Origin of the sequence: Hyphomonas beringensis (genome assembly GCF_000682755.1) — a bacterium.
GTDB classification, from domain to species: Bacteria; Pseudomonadota; Alphaproteobacteria; order Caulobacterales; family Hyphomonadaceae; genus Hyphomonas; species Hyphomonas beringensis.
In genome coordinates this window covers 36,592-56,501 of sequence record NZ_AWFF01000035.1, presented here as the reverse complement: position 1 = coordinate 56,501, position 19,910 = coordinate 36,592, and the positions used below count along the sequence as shown (strand labels likewise).

General features: G+C 59.6%; 22 protein-coding genes. 8 read left to right on the top strand and 14 right to left on the bottom strand.

Annotated features, from left to right (window positions below):
* Positions 1 to 18: 18 nt before the first annotated feature.
* The 5 genes from carB to HY29_RS08685 form a co-directional block, all read right to left on the bottom strand.
* Positions 19 to 3,282, bottom strand: coding sequence for a carbamoyl-phosphate synthase large subunit (gene carB / locus HY29_RS08705; RefSeq protein ID WP_034795745.1), 3,264 nt, complete (start codon positions 3,280 to 3,282; stop codon positions 19 to 21).
* Positions 3,283 to 3,408: 126 nt separating this feature from the next.
* Complete coding sequence (locus HY29_RS08700) at positions 3,409 to 3,897, bottom strand: nuclear transport factor 2 family protein (RefSeq protein WP_162176702.1); 489 nt, start codon at positions 3,895 to 3,897, stop codon at positions 3,409 to 3,411.
* 215 nt (positions 3,898 to 4,112) lie between these two features.
* Positions 4,113 to 4,451, bottom strand: a complete 339-nt coding sequence (locus HY29_RS08695) for a YMGG-like glycine zipper-containing protein (protein ID WP_034795740.1) — start codon at positions 4,449 to 4,451, stop codon at positions 4,113 to 4,115.
* A gap of 116 nt (positions 4,452 to 4,567) precedes the next feature.
* Positions 4,568 to 5,218 carry a YceI family protein gene (locus HY29_RS08690; RefSeq protein ID WP_051601341.1) on the bottom strand — a complete coding sequence of 217 codons (651 nt, stop codon included), beginning with the start codon at positions 5,216 to 5,218 and terminating at the stop codon, positions 4,568 to 4,570.
* 51 nt (positions 5,219 to 5,269) lie between these two features.
* On the bottom strand, positions 5,270 to 6,004 hold the full coding sequence (locus tag HY29_RS08685; RefSeq protein ID WP_051601340.1) for an MBL fold metallo-hydrolase: 735 nt from the start codon (positions 6,002 to 6,004) through the stop codon (positions 5,270 to 5,272).
* Positions 6,005 to 6,114: 110 nt separating this feature from the next.
* Between HY29_RS08685 and HY29_RS08680 the strand changes: the two genes are divergently transcribed.
* Positions 6,115 to 7,092, top strand: a complete 978-nt coding sequence (locus tag HY29_RS08680; RefSeq protein WP_034795737.1) for a M48 family metallopeptidase — start codon at positions 6,115 to 6,117, stop codon at positions 7,090 to 7,092.
* Positions 7,093 to 7,098: 6 nt separating this feature from the next.
* On the opposite strand, the gene HY29_RS08675 is transcribed toward HY29_RS08680, so the two are convergent.
* From HY29_RS08675 to HY29_RS08665, 3 genes are all read right to left on the bottom strand, one after another.
* Positions 7,099 to 7,830: a DUF3667 domain-containing protein gene (locus tag HY29_RS08675; protein WP_034795733.1), complete on the bottom strand. Its 732-nt coding sequence runs from the start codon at positions 7,828 to 7,830 to the stop codon at positions 7,099 to 7,101.
* 62 nt (positions 7,831 to 7,892) lie between these two features.
* A complete protein-coding gene (locus HY29_RS08670) occupies positions 7,893 to 8,507 on the bottom strand; it encodes an ElyC/SanA/YdcF family protein (protein WP_162176701.1) in 615 nt (204 codons plus the stop codon).
* An 87-nt stretch (positions 8,508 to 8,594) separates the two neighbouring features.
* On the bottom strand, positions 8,595 to 9,005 hold the full coding sequence (locus tag HY29_RS08665) for an NUDIX hydrolase (protein WP_034795727.1): 411 nt from the start codon (positions 9,003 to 9,005) through the stop codon (positions 8,595 to 8,597).
* A gap of 137 nt (positions 9,006 to 9,142) precedes the next feature.
* On the opposite strand from HY29_RS08665, the gene HY29_RS08660 reads away from it, so the two are divergent.
* On the top strand, positions 9,143 to 9,529 hold the full coding sequence (locus HY29_RS08660) for a DUF302 domain-containing protein (RefSeq protein WP_034795724.1): 387 nt from the start codon (positions 9,143 to 9,145) through the stop codon (positions 9,527 to 9,529).
* Positions 9,530 to 9,558: 29 nt separating this feature from the next.
* Entirely contained in the window at positions 9,559 to 9,963 is a 405-nt protein-coding gene (locus tag HY29_RS08655) for a VOC family protein (RefSeq protein ID WP_034795722.1), read from the top strand.
* Between the two features lie 11 nt (positions 9,964 to 9,974).
* On the opposite strand, the gene HY29_RS08650 is transcribed toward HY29_RS08655, so the two are convergent.
* The 3 genes from HY29_RS08650 to HY29_RS08640 all read right to left on the bottom strand — a co-directional run bounded on the left by HY29_RS08650 (position 9,975) and on the right by HY29_RS08640 (position 11,511).
* A complete protein-coding gene (locus HY29_RS08650; RefSeq protein WP_034795714.1) occupies positions 9,975 to 10,589 on the bottom strand; it encodes an exopolysaccharide biosynthesis protein in 615 nt (204 codons plus the stop codon).
* Positions 10,590 to 10,740: 151 nt separating this feature from the next.
* A complete protein-coding gene (locus tag HY29_RS08645) occupies positions 10,741 to 11,037 on the bottom strand; it encodes a DUF8200 family protein (RefSeq protein WP_034795712.1) in 297 nt (98 codons plus the stop codon).
* Positions 11,038 to 11,160: 123 nt separating this feature from the next.
* Positions 11,161 to 11,511 (bottom strand): UrcA family protein, encoded by a 351-nt coding sequence (locus tag HY29_RS08640; RefSeq protein ID WP_034795710.1) that lies wholly within the window; start codon positions 11,509 to 11,511, stop codon positions 11,161 to 11,163.
* Between the two features lie 201 nt (positions 11,512 to 11,712).
* On the opposite strand from HY29_RS08640, the gene HY29_RS08635 reads away from it, so the two are divergent.
* Together HY29_RS08635 and HY29_RS08630 are read left to right on the top strand one after the other, a co-directional pair.
* On the top strand, positions 11,713 to 13,053 hold the full coding sequence (locus HY29_RS08635) for an acyl-CoA dehydrogenase family protein (protein ID WP_034795707.1): 1,341 nt from the start codon (positions 11,713 to 11,715) through the stop codon (positions 13,051 to 13,053).
* Between the two features lie 107 nt (positions 13,054 to 13,160).
* Positions 13,161 to 14,867 carry a DUF4332 domain-containing protein gene (locus tag HY29_RS08630; RefSeq protein ID WP_034795706.1) on the top strand — a complete coding sequence of 569 codons (1,707 nt, stop codon included), beginning with the start codon at positions 13,161 to 13,163 and terminating at the stop codon, positions 14,865 to 14,867.
* Between the two features lie 30 nt (positions 14,868 to 14,897).
* On the opposite strand, the gene HY29_RS08625 is transcribed toward HY29_RS08630, so the two are convergent.
* The 3 genes from HY29_RS08625 to HY29_RS08615 form a co-directional block, all read right to left on the bottom strand.
* Entirely contained in the window at positions 14,898 to 16,262 is a 1,365-nt protein-coding gene (locus HY29_RS08625; protein ID WP_034795703.1) for a tryptophanase, read from the bottom strand.
* Between the two features lie 184 nt (positions 16,263 to 16,446).
* Entirely contained in the window at positions 16,447 to 16,953 is a 507-nt protein-coding gene (locus HY29_RS08620) for an HdeD family acid-resistance protein (protein ID WP_051601339.1), read from the bottom strand.
* 66 nt (positions 16,954 to 17,019) lie between these two features.
* Complete coding sequence (locus tag HY29_RS08615) at positions 17,020 to 17,997, bottom strand: Gfo/Idh/MocA family protein (protein ID WP_051601338.1); 978 nt, start codon at positions 17,995 to 17,997, stop codon at positions 17,020 to 17,022.
* Between the two features lie 207 nt (positions 17,998 to 18,204).
* Here HY29_RS08615 and HY29_RS08610 point away from each other — a divergent pair, with 207 nt between their 5' ends.
* The 3 genes from HY29_RS08610 (at position 18,205) to HY29_RS08600 (ending at position 19,908) form a co-directional block, all read left to right on the top strand.
* On the top strand, positions 18,205 to 18,627 hold the full coding sequence (locus HY29_RS08610) for a hypothetical protein (RefSeq protein ID WP_051601337.1): 423 nt from the start codon (positions 18,205 to 18,207) through the stop codon (positions 18,625 to 18,627).
* A 252-nt stretch (positions 18,628 to 18,879) separates the two neighbouring features.
* Positions 18,880 to 19,158, top strand: coding sequence for an acyl-CoA thioesterase domain-containing protein (locus tag HY29_RS08605; RefSeq protein ID WP_034795695.1), 279 nt, complete (start codon positions 18,880 to 18,882; stop codon positions 19,156 to 19,158).
* A 78-nt stretch (positions 19,159 to 19,236) separates the two neighbouring features.
* Complete coding sequence (locus HY29_RS08600; RefSeq protein WP_034795692.1) at positions 19,237 to 19,908, top strand: SDR family oxidoreductase; 672 nt, start codon at positions 19,237 to 19,239, stop codon at positions 19,906 to 19,908.
* Positions 19,909 to 19,910 lie beyond the last annotated feature (2 nt).

The window sequence follows — 19,910 nt, the reverse complement described above, 5'->3', positions numbered from 1 at the left end:
GCGTCAAGTGGGGCGCGTTCAGGCCGATTGCAAGGCACGAACCGAGATTTCCCGGGCTTTCATACTCGCAATAGCCTGCACCGAAGCGATCGAAGCTGCAAGAGTGGTAAAGTACGGAATTTTCCGATTGACCGCTGTCCGCCGAATTGAGGCGGAATCTGCAATGGATGCTGCACCTTCGGTGGTGTTGAACACCAATTGGATGTCGCCATTGATCATCGCGTCGACAATATGCGGCTGTCCTTCAAGCACTTTATTGGTGCGCGTGACCGACAGGCCTTCGCCTTCCAGGAAAGTTGCAGTGCCGCTGGTCGCAACGATGGAAAAGCCCATCTCGGACAGGTTCCTGATCGCTTCGATGATGCCTTTTTTGTCGGAATCCTTCACAGAAACGAACACGGTGCCCGATTCGGGCAGGTGAACGCCGCCGGCCAGCTGGCTCTTCAGGAAAGCCATGCCGAAATCATCATCCCAGCCCATTACCTCACCCGTGGATCTCATTTCCGGACCCAGCTGCGGGTCGACACCCGGGAAGCGGGCAAACGGGAAAACGGCTTCCTTCACCGCAACGCGGCGCGGATTGGCATTGGTCAGGTCAAATTCCTGCAGCGGACGGCCCGCCATCACTTTTGCGGCGATGCTGGCGATCGGCGCGCCGACGGCCTTGGCCACGAATGGCACGGTACGGCTAGCGCGCGGATTGGCTTCCAGCACATAGATCTCGTCATCCTTCACCGCGAACTGGATGTTGATCAGGCCGCGCACCTGCAGGGCCTTGGCCAGCGCGATGGTCTGGTCCTTCAGGCGGCGCTGAAGGCTTTCAGACAGCGTGTAAGGTGGCAGCGCGCAGGCCGAGTCGCCAGAGTGCACGCCGGCCTCTTCGATATGCTCCATGATGCCAGCGACGTGCACGGTCTCGCCGTCGCACAGCGCGTCGACATCCACCTCGATCGCATCGGAGAGATAGCGGTCGATGAACAGCGATGCGTCGCCGGAAACCTGCAGGGCTTCGGCGGCGAATTTGCGCAGGTCTTCATCATCGCGCGCGATTTCCATGGCGCGGCCACCCAGCACGAAGGACGGGCGCAGCATCACCGGATAGCCGATCTCGTTGGCCTTTACCTGTGCTTCATCCACGCTCCGCGCCGTGCGGGACGGGGCCTGCTGGATGTTCAGCTTGTCGAGCAGGGCGGCGAATTGCTCACGGTCTTCTGCCAGGTCAATAGAGGCCGGGCTGGTGCCCAGGATCGGCACATTCTCCGCATCCAGAGTGCTGGCAAGTTTCAGCGGGGTTTGACCGCCGAACTGCACAATCACGCCTTGCAGCGTACCAGCCGATTGTTCCTTGTGGATGATCTCCAGAACATGCTCATCGGTCAGCGGTTCAAAATAGAGGCGGTCCGATGTGTCATAGTCCGTAGACACCGTTTCTGGGTTACAGTTGACCATGATGGACTCGACGCCAAGGTCTTCCATGGCAAATGCCGCGTGGCAACAGCAATAGTCGAACTCGATGCCCTGGCCGATCCGGTTCGGGCCACCGCCCAGGATCATCGCCTTGTTGCGGGTAGAGGGCAGGGCTTCACAGTCTGCCTCGTCCTGGCCAAAGGCGGGCTGTTCATAGGTTGAGTAGAGATAGGGTGTCTTCGCCGCAAACTCTGCTGCACACGTATCAATTCGCTTGTAGACCGGGCGCACATTCAGGGAGTGGCGATAGCCGCGCACCCAGCTTTCGCTATGGCCAATCAGCGCGCCAAGGCGCTTGTCAGAGAAGCCGAGGGATTTCAGGTGCACCATGCTGGGCTTGTCTTCCGGCAGGCCGTTCTTGCGCACATCCGCCTCGGTCTCCATCAGTTCCGCGATCTGGCGCAGGAACCATTTGTCGATGGAGGTAATCTGGTAGACCTCGTCCACGCTCAGCCCCTGGCGCAGGGCCTGAGCCACAACACGCAGACGGTCCGGAGACGGAACACCCAGCGCCGTGCGTAAATCCGCCTCTGTTTCAAACTCGATATCATCGAGACCGCACAGGCCGGTTTCGAGAGAGCAAAGCGCCTTCTGAAGGCTTTCCTGGAAGTTCCGGCCGATGGCCATGGCTTCGCCAACGGATTTCATTGCCGTGGTCAGGACAGGCTCGGCGCCCTTGTACTTCTCAAAGGCAAAGCGCGGGATTTTTGTGACGACGTAATCAATGGTCGGCTCAAACGAGGCCGGTGTTACGCCCGTAATGTCATTGTCCAGCTCGTCCAGCGTAAAGCCGACGGCCAGTTTCGCGGCGATCTTGGCAATCGGGAAACCGGTTGCCTTGGAGGCGAGGGCCGAAGACCGCGACACGCGCGGGTTCATCTCGATCACGACCAGACGGCCATCCTTCGGGTTCACGGCAAACTGCACGTTCGACCCGCCGGTCTCGACGCCGATCTCACGCAGCACGGCGAGAGAGGCATTCCGCATGACCTGGTATTCCTTGTCGGTCAGCGTCAGGGCTGGCGCGACGGTGATGGAGTCGCCGGTATGGACACCCATCGGGTCAATATTCTCAATTGAGCAGATGATGATCGCATTGTCCGCCTTGTCGCGCACAACTTCCATCTCATACTCTTTCCACCCGAGCAGGCTTTCATCCACCAGGATCTGCGCCATCGGAGAGGCTGCAAGGCCTGAGCGGCAGATCTCTTCATATTCCTCGACATTATAGGCGACACCGCCGCCAGTGCCGCCAAGCGTAAAGGCCGGACGGATGATGGCCGGCAGGCCCACCTCGTCCAGCGCATCCATAGCGCGCTTCAGGCCTTCGATCCGGTCGTACTGGCCGTTTTCCTTCTTGGGGGAGGCGATAATCGCAGCGCGGGGGTTTTCCAGGCCGATACGGTCCATGGCTTCGCGGAACAGCTTGCGATCTTCGGCCATCTCTATGGCTTCGGCGCGCGCGCCGATCAGTTCAACGCCGTGCTTTTCCAGAATGCCGGCATAGTGCATGTCCAGCGCGCAGTTGAGCGCGGTCTGTCCGCCCATGGTTGGCAGCAGAGCGTCCGGCTTTTCGATCTCGATGATCTTCTCGACGATCTCTGGCAGGATCGGCTCAATATAGGTGGCATCGGCGAGTTCAGGATCAGTCATGATCGTCGCAGGATTGGAGTTTACCAGGATGACCCGGTACCCCTCGCTCTTCAGCGCCTTGACGGCCTGAACACCTGAATAATCGAACTCACAGGCCTGGCCGATAATGATCGGACCAGCACCGATGACCAGAATGGAGCTGATATCGGTGCGCTTAGGCATATTAAATTACTCCTACCGGCCAAACGGCTGCCTCATAGCTGGGAGTCGGGGGGCGGGGCAAGGCCAAACGGACCGATTATGGGCTTTTGCTGCAGTCTATCTGCAGCTGGCCTATCGCGGCCGTGTTCAGCGGCCTTCAGAATGGACCGAAGTATGCTCGTGAACCAGCTGCCAGTCGCCGCTGATTTTCTGCCAGATCTGCGACACGGCATTCAGCTGTGACATCTCCTGGTCATCATGCGTGGTGCCGTTCAGGGAGGCAAAAAAGGTGACCGCCGCCATCTCTTCCGTCTGGCGCAGATCAATCGGCGTGACGATGCGGAAGTCCCAGTTACGGAACGTGTCGTTCAGGATAGGGCGCCATAGCGCTTTATACTCGGTCAGGCTGTTGGAAATCGCGACATCTTTGCCGAAATCGCTGAGCAGCTGGATACCGCTATCGGCGGCAAGGCTCGCGCGGCGGGTAAACACACCGCCCCGATTGCCTTCCGGCCAGCTGCGACACCAATCCTTCACCCGCTGGCGCAAGGCCTGGGCATCCGGCGCAGAGCCATGGGACATGACTTTCGCCGGGCGGATGTTCGATTGGTTCAGGTCTAGGATGGGGGCTCCCATCAGGGTCTCCAGTTCTTTCGGTTTGGCGAAAATGCCATCCCTCAACAAACGTGGAACAGGGGGCCCTGTTCCCCTCATAGCGGGGTAAGAGTGTGGGCTTGTCAGGGCGAAATGTGGCGAAGCCTTACAGGCCAAGACGTCTTTCAGGCCAAAAAGATAAGGCCCTGCATCCGGGGGGATGCAGGGCCTCACCATCACGCAACTGCCTCAGCAGCTTACCAGCGCGAAGAATCGTAAGGGTAACGGTCGTACATATCTACGCGGCCATCACCATCTGAGTCTTTCTCGTCTGGCTGGTCGGCTACGCCGGGCATGTCGCAATCATCGGATTCCGTACAGCCTTTTGCCGCGCCTGCAGAACCGCCCAGAACAGCGCCGATCGCTGCGCCGCGTTGTGCGTCGCCATCGCCGACATTGTTACCGATCACGGCGCCGGCTGCGGCACCTGCGGCTGCGCCAACCGCAGCATTACGTTCCGTCGTACCGGTTTGTGTACAGGCGGCCAGAGCAATAGCGCTGGCACCAATAGCGGCAATCTTCAGATAAGCGGTCATGGGATATTCCTTTCCGTTGTCTACGGCTCAGAAACGTCCCCTTTTTGGGTTGGTTCCCCCGCATATCAGTGACTTACGGTATCGTAATGTCGCTGATATGCGGGAAACCCGTGTGTCTATTGCTCAAAGACGAAAGACACTGACACCGGTACTGCCGGGCTGATGGATGGCAGATTGGCCACCTCGCGCAGGGCTTCCACGCCCGCTTCCAGGCCGAAATCATCGGCATGGACCAGCACAGGGCTCGCCGTCTCGACCAGCACCTTCTTCGGCCCGATGCGCGTGACGTAGAGGTCTGCATCATAGACGCGGTCCTGGCCGTGCAGGCTGACGGTTACCGGCGTATTGATGCGCTCGCGGTCGCCAATCTCCAGGTCGCTGAACCCATCCAGGGGTGTTTCGGCGGTCACGGTCATCGTCGGATAGGTCTCTGTGTCGAACAGCATGGTGCGCATACGCTCGTCGCGCTGCTCGATATTGGTATCGACACTGTTCAGGGTGATGTCGACCGTGGCCAGGCCCAGCGGGCTGACATTTCCCATGATGTTGTCAAAGGTCTGCACTTCGGCAATTTCGTCCGCCTTGGTTGAGACGAAAGTCAGCCGGGATTCCTCATCCACCAGATGCCATTCGGCATCTGCGTCGACGGTTACTTCCGGCGCGGCAGCCGGCTCGGCCGGGGCGGGGGAGGCTTCAGGGCTGGGGGCACCGCAGGCGGCAAGGGCAAGGGCGCAGGCGCTGGTCAGGGCAGTCAGGCGAAAATTCATGATGGCTCTCCAGAAGGGAAGGAAGGGGATAGTGCGCAGAAGTCTGGAGCATCAGCTCCAGCGCTTGGCGAGTTTCTGATCGGTTGGATTGGCCTCTTGCGTGGCTGTGCCCTGATAACCCGTGATCGAGTCCGCCACGAACGGATTGTCCTGGCGCTCCTGACCAAAGGTAGAGAGCGGGCCATGACCTGGCACGAAGCGCATCTCCGGGCCCAGCGGCCACAGCTTGCCGGTGATGGAGTCGATCAGCTGCTGATGATTGCCACGTGGGAAGTCTGTGCGGCCGACGGAGCCTTTGAACAACACATCGCCCACAAAGGCCAGGCCGCCATCCTTGTGATAGATCACGACATGGCCGGGCGTATGGCCGGGGCAGTGGGCGACGCCGAAAGTATTGCCCGCCAGGTCCAGCTCGTCGCCATCATGCAGATAGCGATCCGGTTTCACATTGCGGCCATCGGTGATCCCATACTTTGCGCCCTGCGCTTCAAGCTCGTCGAGCAGCCATTGGTCGTCTTCGTGCGGGCCGATGATCGGGCATCCCGTGCGCTCGGAGATGTCGGTCGCTGCGCCGGCATGGTCCATATGGCCATGGGTCAGCCACACGCCGACAATCTTCACGCCGAACTGGTCGGCTGCGCCCATCAGCTTGTCCACTTCACCGCCCGGATCGACGAAAACGCCTTCCTTGGTTTCGGTGGACCAGATCAGCGAGGTATTCTGCTGCAGCGGCGTCACCGGAATGATGCGAATTTCGAGGCGGGGGGGCGTGGTCTGTTCGGTCATGTTCCTGAAATAGCGACGATCATGGGCTTCGTGAAGGCGTGGCCCTTGCTTTCCCTCACGATTGGCCAAGGTTAAGAGAGTATTTACCTCGCTTTTCAGGAGAACAGCCCATGCGGTATCCGCGTCATGCTTATGGTCACCGGTCGCGGTCCAGCGGGCTGGGTGGTCTGCTGCGCAGCCGCTTCACATTGATCCTTGTCGGCCTGTTTCTCCTTTTCCTCTATTGGCAGGCCAATCAGAAGGAGGTGCCGTTTTCGGGGCGCAAGCAGCTGAACACGGTCTCCATCGAAAAGGAGGTCCAACTCGGCCAGCAATCCTATGTGCAGATACTGCAGCAGGAGCAAAGCCAGGGAAATGATGTCCTGTGCGCCTCAGAGGGCAGCTGTGGGCCCGACGCCGAGGAGATGACCGGCACGGTCCGGCAGATTGGCGCGCGCCTGCAGGCGGCTGCCGTGCAGCTTGAGCAGGACCTGCTGTCTGAAGGCTACACCTTCACGCCTGTCGCGGATCAGTTCGACTGGACCTATTATGTCGTGGACTCTGATACCCCGAACGCCTTCTGCCTGCCGGGCGGGTATGTGGCCGTTTATACCGGCATCTTGGATATCACCGGCAATCATGACGGGAAGGTCACGCTGGATGACATTGCGGACCCTGACAAGCTGGCTGTCGTCATGGGCCATGAGATCGGCCATGCGCTTGCCCATCATGGGGCAGAGCGGATGAGCCAGCAGCAAGTGATGCAGATGGGCCAACTCGCCGTCGGCGTCGGTCTGGGCGACATGGACCCATCCCAGCAGCGCGCCATCATGCAGGCTTTCGGGATTGCGGCGCAGGGCAGCATGCTGGCCTATTCCCGAAAGCACGAGACCGAAGCCGACAAGATTGGCCTCGATCTGCTGGTTCGCGCTTGTTACGACCCGCGTGAGGCACCGGATCTGTGGGAACGTATGGGCGAGATGGGCGGTCAGCGGCCGCCGGAATGGATGTCTACACACCCGGCTTCTGAAACCCGCGCTGCCAATTTCCGTAAATGGATGCCCGAGGCGATCGCCGAATACGAACGCCGCTGCGGTACATTGAACTAGGCGATCTTAGCTGACCGGCGGGCCGATCTTCATGATTGCATAGATGACGGCGGCAATTTGCAAGATGATCGAGCCCGTTATGATGAGCACCATCATCGCAAGCGAAAACCCTAATGCTTTCACAGCGGCGAGTTTCCTGGTGCTGGCCAGTACGCCTGGCGCCCCGCGATAGAAGGTCACCAGATAGGCCAGGACCACAACAACCAGCCCCACCCATGGATACTGAAAATAGAAATCCAACAGCACAATGGGCTGATACATCAGGCCTATCACAGAGCCTACAACCAGTATGCCCATCGTGATGTTCAGTCTGCTTGGCCAACTGAGTTTGACGCCGAACGCACTCAGCAGAAACACGCCGAGCGCTGAGAAGAACGAAATAACAATCGGCATCAGCACATTCATGGCTGAGCCATAATGACCGTAGAAAGGCTCCAGCCGACCATCTGTCAGACCGACATATAACTCTCTCAGTTCCGGAGGACTGGCTTCGATCTGGCGCTTCATGATGCCACCCCATCCACCCCAAAGAGTAGATATGATGACCTGAACACCAAGCAGACCAAACCAGAGTCTGATAGACGGGGTGTAGGTTTCGCGGTCGCGTTCCGCATAGGATTTGAAAACCCTGTTCGGATGGATCAGCAGGTCTTTGAGGGTTCTAATCGACCTGAAATTGAAGCCCAGCGCGTCTTCAACAGTGTCTTCAAGATCTTTGCGTGTATCGTGATCTTTCATTCCGTCTCCCCGCCCATACGGATGCCCGGAAACTCTTTTTGCGCTCTCAGGGCAAAAGACTTTCAGTTTTCATCACCGCGTAGCGTGTCGATGATGGCATCGCGTGCGCCCTCGGGCAACAGGAACAGCGCCCAGGCGGCGGCCTCATAATGCGCGCGCCGCCAGATATCCAGGGGATTGTATCCACCGCTGGGGCAGGCGCCGAGCGCCTTGGGCTGTTTGCCTTTGTGACTGGAATAGATCGCTTTCGCGCGCAGCACGTGCATGCAGTTGGAAATGAAGACGATCTTGCCGCTCTCCAGCGTGTCCGCGCGCTTGGCGAGATTGGAGAGGCCAGAGATCGTATCCCGGCTTTCCACGTCTGCGCTGATGCGGCCGGACAGGCCGGAGCGCCGCGCGGCCAGCAGAGCCATTTCCTGGCTGCCGAGACGACCATCCTGCGGACGGTGCCCGCCAACCATCAACAAGCGGTCGACCTTTTTCTTCTTCAGAAGCGAAATGCCCTTGTCGATGCGCGCCGAGGCGTCAGCTGCATTATCCGTATAGAAAACAACGCCCAAGCCGCCTGAGGCCTTGCCGGTCTGGTCCGACAGGCGGGTCGCGCCCCAGAACAGGAGCGTCGCGGCAAGGTCAGCAATGACAAGCCAGAGCAGGAGTTTTCCGATGCGTCGAGTCACGACGGCTATATTCACGAGATGCCTGAGCGCCGCTAGGGTTCAATCGCAACACTTACTACATATTCACAGTTAAACCGGGCAGGGCGCTCACCCGACGAGCGAGGCCAGATAGTCTCGCACGGGCGTGGTCAGCGCGTCCGGCAAATCGTCCAGGGCAAACCAGCCCCAGCCGCCATGCTTGTGCGGCTCCATCACGCGCGGCTCGCCGGAGACAATCCTGGCAGAATAGACCGGCGCGACCCAATGCCGACCGTCGCCCTTGTCGATGGTCTCCGCGATGCAGGCGAGGCCTGTCAGCTCGATCTGCACGCCCAGTTCCTCTTCGATCTCGCGGCGGGCTGTGTCTTCGGCGCGTTCTCCGAAATCGATCTTGCCGCCGGGCAGGCCCCAGGCCCCGGCTTCGGGTTCTTTCAGGCGCTGGATCAGCAGAAGGCGGCCTTCATCGTCCAGAATGGCAGCGCCGCACCCGGCGCCAGGCAGAAGATCAGAATCGGTCATGACGTGATCCTACAGGCAGAGCCCCTGTGAGGGCAGGGCCGGATTTCAGACGACCCGATTTCGGTTTGCCGCGCTTGTCATCGGCCGGATACCGCGTAGGCTGATTTTGAGTGTCCCGCAGGCGACAGGAGACGATTATGGCCTATACGATCAACCGCACGCTTTCCAATATTTCCCTCGATGAAGCCGACAAGCGCACCCGCGAGGCGCTGTCGTCAAAGGGTTTCGGCGTGCTGACAGAGATCGACGTGCAGGCGACGATGAAGAAAAAACTGGATGCCGACATGCCAGGCTATCGCATTCTGGGCGCCTGCAATCCCGACATGGCCTTCAAGGCAATCGGGATCGAGCCGCGTGTTGGCGCGATGCTGCCATGCAATGTCATCCTGCGCGAAGTGGAGGGCGGCGTGGAGGTCAGTGCGATTGACCCCGTCGCGTCCATGCAGGCCATCGAAAACGAAACACTGCATTCTGTAGCAGGACAGGTCCGCAACATGCTGGCTGACGCCGTTGCAGCCATCTGACATCAAGGCCGCGGACGGAGGACAAGATCATGGCGAAAATATTGGGGCTCGGAGGGGTTTTCTTCCTCTGCAAGGATGTCGAGGCGACCCGCGCCTGGTACAATCGTGTTCTGGGTATGGACATGGATGACTATGGCGGCGCAAGCTTCCTGCACGCTGAGTCAGGCGCGAAATTCCCGACAGCTGCACGCACCATCTGGGCGCCCTTCAAGGAAGATAGTGGCTATTTCAAACCGTCAGACAGCGATTTCATGATCAATCTCATGGTGGATGATCTGGACGGGATGATGGAGCACATTCGTGAAGCAGGGGTGGAGCTGGAAGGCGAGCCCATGATCGAAAGCTACGGCAAGTTTGCCTGGGTGATGGACCCTGACGGCCGCAAGGTTGAGCTGTGGCAGCCTGTCGAATCCGGCCTCGCCTCGGAGGCCTGACGCACTTTTGCCTAGCCAAACAGGCCGGAAATCCTGTCCCACGGGACCAGGAAGATCGTGACCAGCACGGCGGCCAGCGTACCGGCAAACCCGGCCAGCATCAGCGCGCCATCCTGCGCCACCAAGGCGACGCCGAACAGCATGATCACAACGCCCGGCGCGGCAACGGCAAACGGCACCAGTTCCAGCGGGATCAGCGTTAGCGCCAGCAGCGTCACGGCGATGGCGGCAATATAGGTTGCGACATCGCCCGTCGCCCATTTCAGGCGTTCCGTTATCAGCCGGTCCAGACGCTTCAGAACCGGCTTTGCATTCTGCTCGGCTTTTTTCAGCTTGTCGCGCTTGATGGATCGTTTCTCAATGAAACCCGGCAGCCAGATATGGTCGGCGCCAAAAATGATCTGCAGGCTGAACAGGATGATGATGACGCCGACAATCATCGGCAGGCCGGGGATCGCGCCAATCGGCGGCAGGACAACCAATGCGCCCAGCAGCAAAATGACCGGGCCAAAGGACCGGTCGCCATACATGTCCAGAATTTCTCCGATGGAGACTTTTTCAGAGTCGCTCTCTTCCACGACGGTGGAGAGAACGTCTTCCAGCGGAGCATTGTTTGAGGTGGGCATTACATTCCTTTCCCTTCACGCGACAAACGTGTGAGCAGGAGAAAGGTTCACTTTCACGCCGAGGGCGGGGAGGCGGTCGGCGCGGCAAAAAAATGGCCGCGTGGTAAAACCAGCGCGGCCCGAGGAGAGGTCTCGTATATGAGTGCGGCGCTTACTTGCGAGCGGTCGCCTTGCACTCTTCAATTTCTTCTGCGTCCAGCTGGGAGTCGGCATTGCCGAAAGAGATGATCTCGCCAGCTTTCTTCGCGATCTTCTTGCAATCGCGGACAGAGGCTTTCTTGCGGTTCATGTCGCCTTTGCAGACGGTGCCGTCGCACAGGAAGACTGTGCCATTGGCAACGACCTTGTCGTCTCCGACAGGGGCGGCGGTTTCAAAGGTGAAGGTGGCGGCAAAAGCCGGGCCGGTGAGGGCCAGGAAAGCAGCGCCGATAGCAGCAGAACGTAGCATGGGAGGAATGCCTTTTGGTTGGTGGGTCGTCGATAAGGGTGGAAATCCGTACTTCCGAGTAGGCTCACTAACTAATACTGACGAAAGCGTCAATTGTTCAGCCTTCCGCGGCGCTTTGGCTTTTTACTCCTGAGAGGCCATCAAACGTACGCCTGTCTCAGTGGTGTCGCGATAGGCTGCGGTCAGCATGGGATGGTTGATCTTGGCGACGGCCTTTGCCACCGCATGTTCCGCGCAGTCCTCATCCACACGCGGCGCGCCGGAGACGGGAACATCATAGCGACACGCACGGATTGCCTGTTCTTCCAGTGAATCCAGCACATCCATGGCCCCGGTAGGGCTCATCAGGCTGCTTGTATCGTATTGAATATGAACGCTGATCGGGCGGCCAGTCTCTGCGCTGGCAGCAGGGGCGATGGCCAGGGCTATGCCGGAAAGCGCCAGCGGGGCGAGGGATTTGAGGAAAGATGGCATGGGAGGAAACCTTCTTGCTTATTGCGGCGATCAGTCACCGTAAGCAAAGATTATGATCACTGAATGAAATGTCAATCATTCAGTGATCAATTTTTTCCGATCCTCTTGCCCCGGCGGCACAAATTGCTGCGCTCTGACGGCTCGCTATTGTAACCGTTGAAACAGGATGACCGGGCAAACCCGGCAGAGGAGGAGACGAAGATGGATTTCAATATCCCGCAGGATATCGCCGATTATCTCGACGTGCTGGACCAGTTCATTGAGGACGAGATCAAACCGCTGGAGCAGCAGGACGATAATATCCGCTTCTTTGATCATCGCCGCGAATGGGCCCGCACCGATTTTGACAATGACGGCCTGCCGCGCCCGGAATGGGAGGCGCTGCTGAAGGAAGCCAAGCGCCGCGCCGACGCTGCCGGTCATCTGCGCTACGCCCTGCCGGAAGAGTTTGGCGGCAAGAACGGCACCAATCTCGGCATGGCCATTATTCGTGAGCATTTTGCCAAAAAGGGCCTCGGCCTTCACAATGATCTCCAGAACGAGCACTCAATTGTCGGCAATTTCCCGCAAATCCTGATGCTGCGGGACTTTGCCCGTCCCGACCAGAAACACCTCGCCACCGCCGCGCTGGAGGGCAAGTTTCTCGCCTGTTTCGGCCTGACGGAGCCGGACCATGGCTCCGACGCCACGCATATGGAAACCCGCGCCGTACGCCACAAGAAAGATGGCAAGGATGGCTGGCTGATCAATGGCGAGAAGATGTGGATCACCGGCATGCATGTCGCCACCCATATCATGCTATTCTGCCGGACCAGCGGAGAAGACGGCGACGCCAAAGGCATTACCTGCCTGATCATCCCGGCCCGCGATCCTGGTGTCATCATTGAAGAATACATGTGGACCTTCAATATGCCGACGGACCATCCGCGCCTGACCCTCAAGGATGTCTGGGTGCCGGAAGACGCCGTCTTCGGTCCGCCGGAAGGGGGGCTTGCCCTGGCGCAGCACTTTGTCCACGAAAACCGCATCCGCCAGGCCGCCAGTTCAGTCGGCGCAGCGATGTATTGCATCGAAGAGAGCGTGAAATACGCCCGCGAGCGCAAGCCCTTCGGCAAGGCGCTGGCGACCAATCAGGCGATCCAGTTCCCGCTGGTAGAATTGGCGACAGAGGCCGAAATGCTTCGCTTGCTGATCTTCAAGACGGCCTGGGAAATGGACCAGATGTCAAAGCCGGACGTGGCCATCCATCTCTCCGACAAGGTCTCGATGTGCAACTACCGGGCAAACCGCCTCTGCTGCAACGCGGCCGACCGGGCAATGCAGGTGCATGGCGGCATGGGCTATTCCCGGCACAAACCGTTTGAGCACATCTATCGCCACCACCGCCGATATCGCATCACCGAAGGCTCTGAAGAGATCCAGATGCGCAAAGTAGGCGGGCATCTTTTCGGCTTCATGGGCCCCGGCAAACACGGCCAGCCCAAGGGCGAAAAAGACGCCAAAGGCAAAAGCACCGAACCCACCGATTTCGCGGTGCGTTAAACTGGAAACAATTTTCCCCTCGTGCGCGAATGGTTAATCGGGCGGTAACTATCATTAGGCATTTCTTGTCTGATCCAGATTGAATCAGGCGGGAAGGGAGACGTGAGATGTCTCTGCTCGAACGAGTTATTCGCGGACACCGGTGCCGCTCGACCCACCATTATATTGCGATGGACGCCCTGTCCCTGATCGCAACTGATGACGCAGACATGTGGAAGGATCTGTTCCTTGTCCACCATGAACACCTGCTCGCCGGGGCAAAAGCGCCGGACTCGACCTTCAAGGATTTCAAGAACCACGTCCTGCATATCGCCGAGGGTGAATGGGGCGGCGCGCCGGGCAAGGCGATGGAGTGGTATGCCACCTCGGTCGACCATCTGCGCAACAAGCAATGGAGCAAGGCCGCCTATGCCCTGGGCGTGCTGAGCCACTATTATGCTGACCCGATCCAGCCCTTCCATACGGGGCAGACGGAAGAAGAGGGCGCCATTCACCGGGCCGTGGAATGGAGCATCGCGAAATCCCGTGACAAGATTGACGGCCGTATCGCCACGATTGGCTATCCGGATGTTCCGGTGCCGGAAGGCGTCGGCTTTGTTGCAGACATGGTGCGCAATGGCGCGCGCCTGTCGCATGAACACTACCAGACCTTCATTGACCATTATGATCTCGACGCCGGCGTGAAAGACCCGCCCAGCGGCCTCGACGAAACCATGTTCGATGCCATCGTGGATCTGGTCGCTTATGCCACGGCCGGCTTCGGCGCGATCCTGACCCGCGCCATCCGCGAGGCAGCCGTAAGTGCGCCGAAGACCAATCTCACCCTGCAAGGCTATATCGAGACGCTGGACATTCCGATCCGCTGGGTCACGGCGAAGCTGTCCGATGCCGCTGACAAGCGCACGGTCACGCGCATGTACAAGGAATTCCAGAAGACCGGGAAGGTCATCCGTACCCTGCCAGAGGATGACAAGGTGATCCGCAAGCTGCACGCCAAACAGGTGCTGCGCACGCCGATCAAAGAGCTGAACAAGCAGGAACTTGGCCCAATCGGCTCAAAGAACAAGGCCGTTGAAGAACGCCTGCTGACCCAGCTGATTGAGGATGAGGCCGAGTTGAAGGCCGCCGAAGAGACCACTGCCGAAGAGGTGCAGGTAGAAGAGGTTGCCGCCGAGCCTGAGGCCGAAGAAATCCTTCTGGATCAACCGGTCACGGAAGAAAGTGAAGAAGAGGTCGAGGCCGAGGCAGTAGAGCCGGAAGAGGCGCCCACGCCGAAGAAACAGGCCCCGCCCAAGGCCGAGGAAGTCCTGTTCGATCAGGATGACACCTACGCTGAAACGCAGGCACCTGTTCCGGCGGACGATGATGACGATGAGCACGGAGATATTGCACGCCGCACTCGCATCACGCGGGAGTCCCCCGTTGTGGAGGCGCCGAGCATCGGCAAGAAAACGGCGAAACGCCTCAGCCGCGCTGGCATCACCACGGTCGGCGATCTGCTGGATTGCGACCCGGAAGAAACCGTCTTCATTCTGGATATTGCCTATATCGACGTCGACACGCTGAATGACTGGAAAGACCAGACCATCCTGATGATGGAAGTGCCGGGCCTGCGCGTACATGATGCGCAAATCCTGGTTGGCGCAGGCATTCGCAACCGCGCGGAACTGGCCGAGGCCCCGGCGCGGACGCTGTTCATGCTGGCCAGCGAGTTCCTGCAGACCCCGGAAGGGGACCGCGTGATCCGGGATGACGACTATCTCGCCGAAGAGGAAGTCACTGGCTGGATCGAGATGGCCAAAACGGCCGCCTAGACATGCCAGGCGGCCGGGGCCGGTCCTGGCCTAAAGCGGCTCAAATTCTGCCGTGAAGTGGCGCATCATCGGCGGCTCCTTCACGATTTTGAGCCCGCGAATGTCATCCTTGCGTGCGGCGAGTTCCTCGAACACTTCGACGATATAGTCCGCATGCGATTGTGTGTAGACGCGGCGGGGCATGGCCAACCGTACAAGATCCATCCGGGCCGGTTCCTCGCTGCCATCCGGCTTGCGCCCGAACATCACCGTGCCGATCTCGCAGCCGCGAATGCCGCCTTCTTCATAGAGCGCGCAGGCCAGCGCATGGCCCGGATATTCCAGGGGCGGAATGTGTGACAGCCATTCGCGGGCATCGACAAACACGGCATGTCCGCCGGCCGGTTTCATGACCGGTACACCCATCTCGTCCAGCCGCTCGGCGATATAGGCATTGGTCCGCACCCGGTAGCGCAGATAGTCTTCGTCCACGATCTCGGTCAGGCCTTGCGCGATGGCGTCGAGATCCCGCCCGGCAAGGCCGCCATAGGTGGGGAAGCCCTCTGTCTGGATCAGGCGCGTGCGGGCCTGTTCGGCCAGGCTGTCATCATTCAGCGCCAGCCAGCCGCCAATATTGGCGAACGCATCCTTCTTGGCGCTCATCGTCATGCCGTCAGAGACGCGGAATGTGTCGCGCACAATCTCCTTGATGGATCGGTCTTGCTGGCCGTTCTCACGCAGCTTGATGAACCAGGCATTCTCCGCAAAGCGGCAGCCATCAATGAAGAAGGGTTTGCCATGGGCATGGGCAATCTCTGCCGCGCCGCGAATATTTTCCAGGCTGACCGGCTGGCCGCCGCCGGCATTGTTTGTGATCGTCATCATCACACAGGGCACATCCTCGCCGCGCTCCGCCATCAGGCGTTCCAGCTCGGCGAGATCCATATTGCCTTTGAAGGGGTGGTCCAGCGACGGGATCTTGCCCTCGGCGATGGGCAGGTCCAGCGCCTCGGCGCCCGCGGCCTCGATATTGCCGCGCGTCGTGTCGAAATGCGTGTTGGAGGGAATGACCAGGCCCGGCTTTGCGATCAGGGAGAACAGCAAATGCTCTGCCGCGCGGCCCTGGTGGGCGGGAATGATGTGCTTGAAATCCATCAGGTCACGCACCGCCGCTTCAAAGCGGTAAAAGCTGGGCGCGCCGGCATAGCTTTCATCGCCGGTCATTACCGCGCCCCATTGCGCCGCGCTCATGGCAGAGGTGCCGCTGTCGGTCAGCAGGTCAATCAGCACATCATCCGAGTGCAGTTTGAAGAGATTGTATCCCGCCTCTTTCAGCAGGCGTTCGCGCTCCTCACGCGTCGTCATGCGGATCGGCTCGACCGATTTGATGCGGAAAGGTTCGATAATGGTTTTCATGTTCTGGCACTCCTGGCTCTGCAAGGTCCTGGAGATTGCCTTCAACGGGCGCACACACAGGACTTATCCTGCGCCGCGGTTGCCTCATCATGGGGATAAGACCGCGCTCAGCGCCTGTTGTGAGGTCCGTGCCATATCATGTGATTATTATTCCGCGCAAGATGGGCGAGAGAGGCGAAAGGCCTCAGTCACCTGTCGTGTTGGACAGAGCCTTGTCCATCGCCATCAGGGATGCGCCGAATATCAGCAGGTTCACACCGGCCAATGTGCCCACGGCCCATGTTGCGCTGCTCGGCAGACCGATCAGGATGAACAGGCCCGCCAACAGGCCCAGCAGGCCAGAGAAGACCAGCATGCCCTTGCCGCTGCCTTGCAGACGGTCGCTGCTCAGCGCCAGGGCCAGCTGTACGATGCCTTGCGCCAGGAAGGACACGCCCAGAATAATCGCGAAGGAGAGAAGCCCGATCATCGGGAAGACCAGCAGGGCGATACCGCCCGCGAAATAGAGCAAGGCCAGCAGCAGATGGTGCAGCTTTCCATGCACGCTGGGGCGCCAGGCCCACCAGAAGTGAGCCGCGCCGCCAATGATGATCAGATAGGCGAGGATGAAATTATAGGACAGCCCCGCAATGAACGGAAACAGGATCGCCAGGGCGCCCAGGATGAGAAAAATGATACCGGCGATTTTCATTGGGTCAGCCCTCCATAGCGACACTGTAAACCCAATATAAGGGCGCGGTGCTGATACACCAGACCGCTACCCCCGCGGATTGAGGCCTGCAGCAGTATAAATGGCGTCGATCGCGGACATGTTACCAACCGCATCGGCGCCGCCGGTCAGCGGAGCGGCCCGTCCGCGCATCACATTCAGCACATGGCTCAGCTGGTGATCATAGGTCGTGCTGGAAGGAACGCTCTCTACGCGCGTCTGGCCCTTATGGTGAATGGTGATCTCATGGCCGAGCTGTGGGTGCACCGGATTGGTCATCTCGATGGAGCCGTCGGCACATTCTGCCCGCAGGAAGATCTTGCGCGTCACGCCGGGGGCCATGCTGGTGTGGATCTTTGCCTTCACGCCGCCCGGAAAGCTGAGCTGCGCCTTCATGCTGAGGTCGACGCCCTCACGTTCGCAGACGGCCTCGGCCGACAGAATTTGCGGCTCGGCCCCGGCCAGGGTGCGCACCATGTGCAAGGGGTAGCAGCCCAGATCCATCAGTGCGCCGCCGCCCAGCTCCAGCGTATGGCGCAGCTCGCCGTCGCGATAGGGAATCTCGACATCAAAACAGCCCTCCATCGTGTGCAGCGCGCCCAGCTCTTCCCGGCGGACAATGTCCACCACCATCTGGAAGGCGGGGTGAAAGCGATAATGGAATGCCTCGACCAGGGTTTGTCCCGTGCGGTGCGCCGCTGTCACCATGTCGATGGCTTCCCTGGCATTCATCGCGAATGGCTTTTCGCACAGCACGGCCTTTCCGGCTTCCAGCGCGGCAATGGTCAGGTCGGCATGGCGGTGCGGGGGCAGGGCGTTATAGACAAGGTCCACATCCTCGCGCTCGATCAGTTCCTGATAGTCCGTCACGACTGCGGGGATGCCGTGTTGCTCGGCATAGGATTTCGCCTTGTCACCGTCGCGTGAGGCAACGGCGGTAATGGTGCAGTCCTGGCGGCGAGAGGCTGGCTGAATTATCGCCATGGGCCCGATCTTGGCGGCTCCGAGTATCCCGATGCGGATCATCAAATTCTTCCCTTTTGCGTCTCTCTGGTAACCGGCCTGTGGATAAGAAGTAAACAGATCCGGCCTTTTTGTTTACCCGGCCCTAACGGCTCTTAACACTAATGGCCGTAAACGGTCCTTTGCTGCCCCCCTATGGTAACGAAGCGGTAAGCACAACAGGGGTTAATAAAGAAACTGAAACCGTTAATCCTGGGAGTGCCTTCGCACATGCTGACTCTAATTACTGCGCACCTCGCCAAATATAACGGTCTCTCTGAGGATACCGCAAAACGTGCCCTGGGCATCGTTCTGAATGCGGCAGAGCGTCAGGAGTCTCCTTTCGCGCTGGCCATGTTCAAGACCATTCCTGGCGCGCGTGCCCTGTCTGCCCGCACCGGCAGCGACATTGGCGCGCCCACCGGCACCATCGCCCGGATGATCGAGCAAACCCCAGGCGGCAAGCGGATCGTGGCCCAATCCATGATTACCGAACTGCATGCCCTGGGCCTCGACCACAAGGCCATCGGCCAGCTGTTGCCTGCGATCTCTTCCTATATGGAAGAGCGTCACGGCCTGACAGGTTTCGGCCATCTGGGAGACCTGATCGGCTCCGATCTTGATGCAGAGGCCGCCGCCGCCCAAGCGGCCTGATCCAGGCCCTGCAGGCCCTATGAAAGAGCCGCCTTTCGGGGCGGCTTTTTTCATGTCCGCTAGACAAACTGCAGACAAATTGAACGAATTGTTCCCCTCTGCGTAGGAAACTGTGACCTGTATATTTTATTCCTAACCGCTGAAATATGCGGGTCGACCAATGGGGGCCGGGCCTGCTTGTCGGGTCCGGCCCTTTTCATTTGGGCCCAGCCTGTCTATGTCGAGTGTCGATTATCAAAGGGGCAGGCAGAGATGCAGGATCGGGATTCACTGAAGGCGGATGAGCGGCTGGCGCTGGACCTGATGGCGGCCATTCGCGCCGATGCTGAAACGATCTGCGCGCCCCAAGCCGTCGAAATGGTGTCCGTCACGATTGATGTCTCCGCCGCTGCGGATGCTGATGGCCCGGTCGAACTGGAGGCCCAGGTGGACCGGCGCACACGCACCATTCTCTTCACCGGCGGCCTGGCAAAGCAGAACGGTGTGCCCGTGATGAAGGCCACAGCGGTCTATCGCATCCTGTCAGACTGAATCCGGCTTGTTCTGCGCGTGCGATGACCTAGCTGATATCGGGACAGCAAGAAGTTCATACACCTACAGGAGACCGCCATGCCGACCGTCTTGATCACAGGAGCCAATCGCGGCGTGGGCCTTGCCCTCGCGCGGGAGTTTCTCTCCAACGGATGTGACGTGATCGGCACCGCGCGTGAGCCGGACAAGGCAGACGAGCTGAAGGCGGCTGGCGCAAAAGTCATGCAACTGGATGTTACGGACCCGAACTCCATCGCCGCGCTGAAAGCCGGGCTGGGCGATACGCCGCTTGATTATCTGATCAACAATGCGGGCATTGCCAGCCGCGAAGGGCTTGGCGATCTTGACTATGGCGAGTTTGAACATGTGCTGCGCGTCAACACGATTGCGCCGCTGCGGGTCATCGAAGCGCTGACGGACAATGTCGCCGCCGGGGAAAAGAAGGTTATTGCGAACCTCACCAGCAAAATGGGCTCCATTGAGGTGACGGATGCGCCGTCCGCCCTGATCTACCGCACCTCCAAGGCCGCGCTGAACATGGCGCTGCGGGCCGGGGCCCGGACCCTGGCGGGGAAGGGGATCAGTGTGCTGACATTGCATCCCGGTTGGGTGAAGACGGATATGGGTGGGCCGAATGCGCTTGTCTCTGCTGAAGAGAGCGCGGCAGGCCTCTACAAGGTCATCACCGGAACGGCCCCGGCGACTGAGCTGCGCTTCTTTGACTATGAAGGCAATGTCCTGCCCTGGTAGGG

Excerpts from the sequence above, each read along its gene's own strand:
- carB (WP_034795745.1), bottom strand. The coding sequence starts at position 3,282 with ATGCCTAAGCGCACCGATATCAGCTCCATTCTGGTCATCGGTGCTGGT.
- HY29_RS08700 (WP_162176702.1), bottom strand. The coding sequence starts at position 3,897 with ATGGGAGCCCCCATCCTAGACCTGAACCAATCGAACATCCGCCCGGCG.
- HY29_RS08695 (WP_034795740.1), bottom strand. The coding sequence starts at position 4,451 with ATGACCGCTTATCTGAAGATTGCCGCTATTGGTGCCAGCGCTATTGCT.
- HY29_RS08690 (WP_051601341.1), bottom strand. The coding sequence starts at position 5,218 with ATGAATTTTCGCCTGACTGCCCTGACCAGCGCCTGCGCCCTTGCCCTT.
- HY29_RS08685 (WP_051601340.1), bottom strand. The coding sequence starts at position 6,004 with ATGACCGAACAGACCACGCCCCCCCGCCTCGAAATTCGCATCATTCCG.
- HY29_RS08680 (WP_034795737.1), top strand. The coding sequence starts at position 6,115 with ATGCGGTATCCGCGTCATGCTTATGGTCACCGGTCGCGGTCCAGCGGG.
- HY29_RS08675 (WP_034795733.1), bottom strand. The coding sequence starts at position 7,830 with ATGAAAGATCACGATACACGCAAAGATCTTGAAGACACTGTTGAAGAC.
- HY29_RS08665 (WP_034795727.1), bottom strand. The coding sequence starts at position 9,005 with ATGACCGATTCTGATCTTCTGCCTGGCGCCGGGTGCGGCGCTGCCATT.
- HY29_RS08660 (WP_034795724.1), top strand. The coding sequence starts at position 9,143 with ATGGCCTATACGATCAACCGCACGCTTTCCAATATTTCCCTCGATGAA.
- HY29_RS08655 (WP_034795722.1), top strand. The coding sequence starts at position 9,559 with ATGGCGAAAATATTGGGGCTCGGAGGGGTTTTCTTCCTCTGCAAGGAT.
- HY29_RS08650 (WP_034795714.1), bottom strand. The coding sequence starts at position 10,589 with ATGCCCACCTCAAACAATGCTCCGCTGGAAGACGTTCTCTCCACCGTC.
- HY29_RS08645 (WP_034795712.1), bottom strand. The coding sequence starts at position 11,037 with ATGCTACGTTCTGCTGCTATCGGCGCTGCTTTCCTGGCCCTCACCGGC.
- HY29_RS08640 (WP_034795710.1), bottom strand. The coding sequence starts at position 11,511 with ATGCCATCTTTCCTCAAATCCCTCGCCCCGCTGGCGCTTTCCGGCATA.
- HY29_RS08635 (WP_034795707.1), top strand. The coding sequence starts at position 11,713 with ATGGATTTCAATATCCCGCAGGATATCGCCGATTATCTCGACGTGCTG.
- HY29_RS08630 (WP_034795706.1), top strand. The coding sequence starts at position 13,161 with ATGTCTCTGCTCGAACGAGTTATTCGCGGACACCGGTGCCGCTCGACC.
- HY29_RS08625 (WP_034795703.1), bottom strand. The coding sequence starts at position 16,262 with ATGAAAACCATTATCGAACCTTTCCGCATCAAATCGGTCGAGCCGATC.
- HY29_RS08620 (WP_051601339.1), bottom strand. The coding sequence starts at position 16,953 with ATGAAAATCGCCGGTATCATTTTTCTCATCCTGGGCGCCCTGGCGATC.
- HY29_RS08615 (WP_051601338.1), bottom strand. The coding sequence starts at position 17,997 with ATGATCCGCATCGGGATACTCGGAGCCGCCAAGATCGGGCCCATGGCG.
- HY29_RS08610 (WP_051601337.1), top strand. The coding sequence starts at position 18,205 with ATGCTGACTCTAATTACTGCGCACCTCGCCAAATATAACGGTCTCTCT.
- HY29_RS08605 (WP_034795695.1), top strand. The coding sequence starts at position 18,880 with ATGCAGGATCGGGATTCACTGAAGGCGGATGAGCGGCTGGCGCTGGAC.
- HY29_RS08600 (WP_034795692.1), top strand. The coding sequence starts at position 19,237 with ATGCCGACCGTCTTGATCACAGGAGCCAATCGCGGCGTGGGCCTTGCC.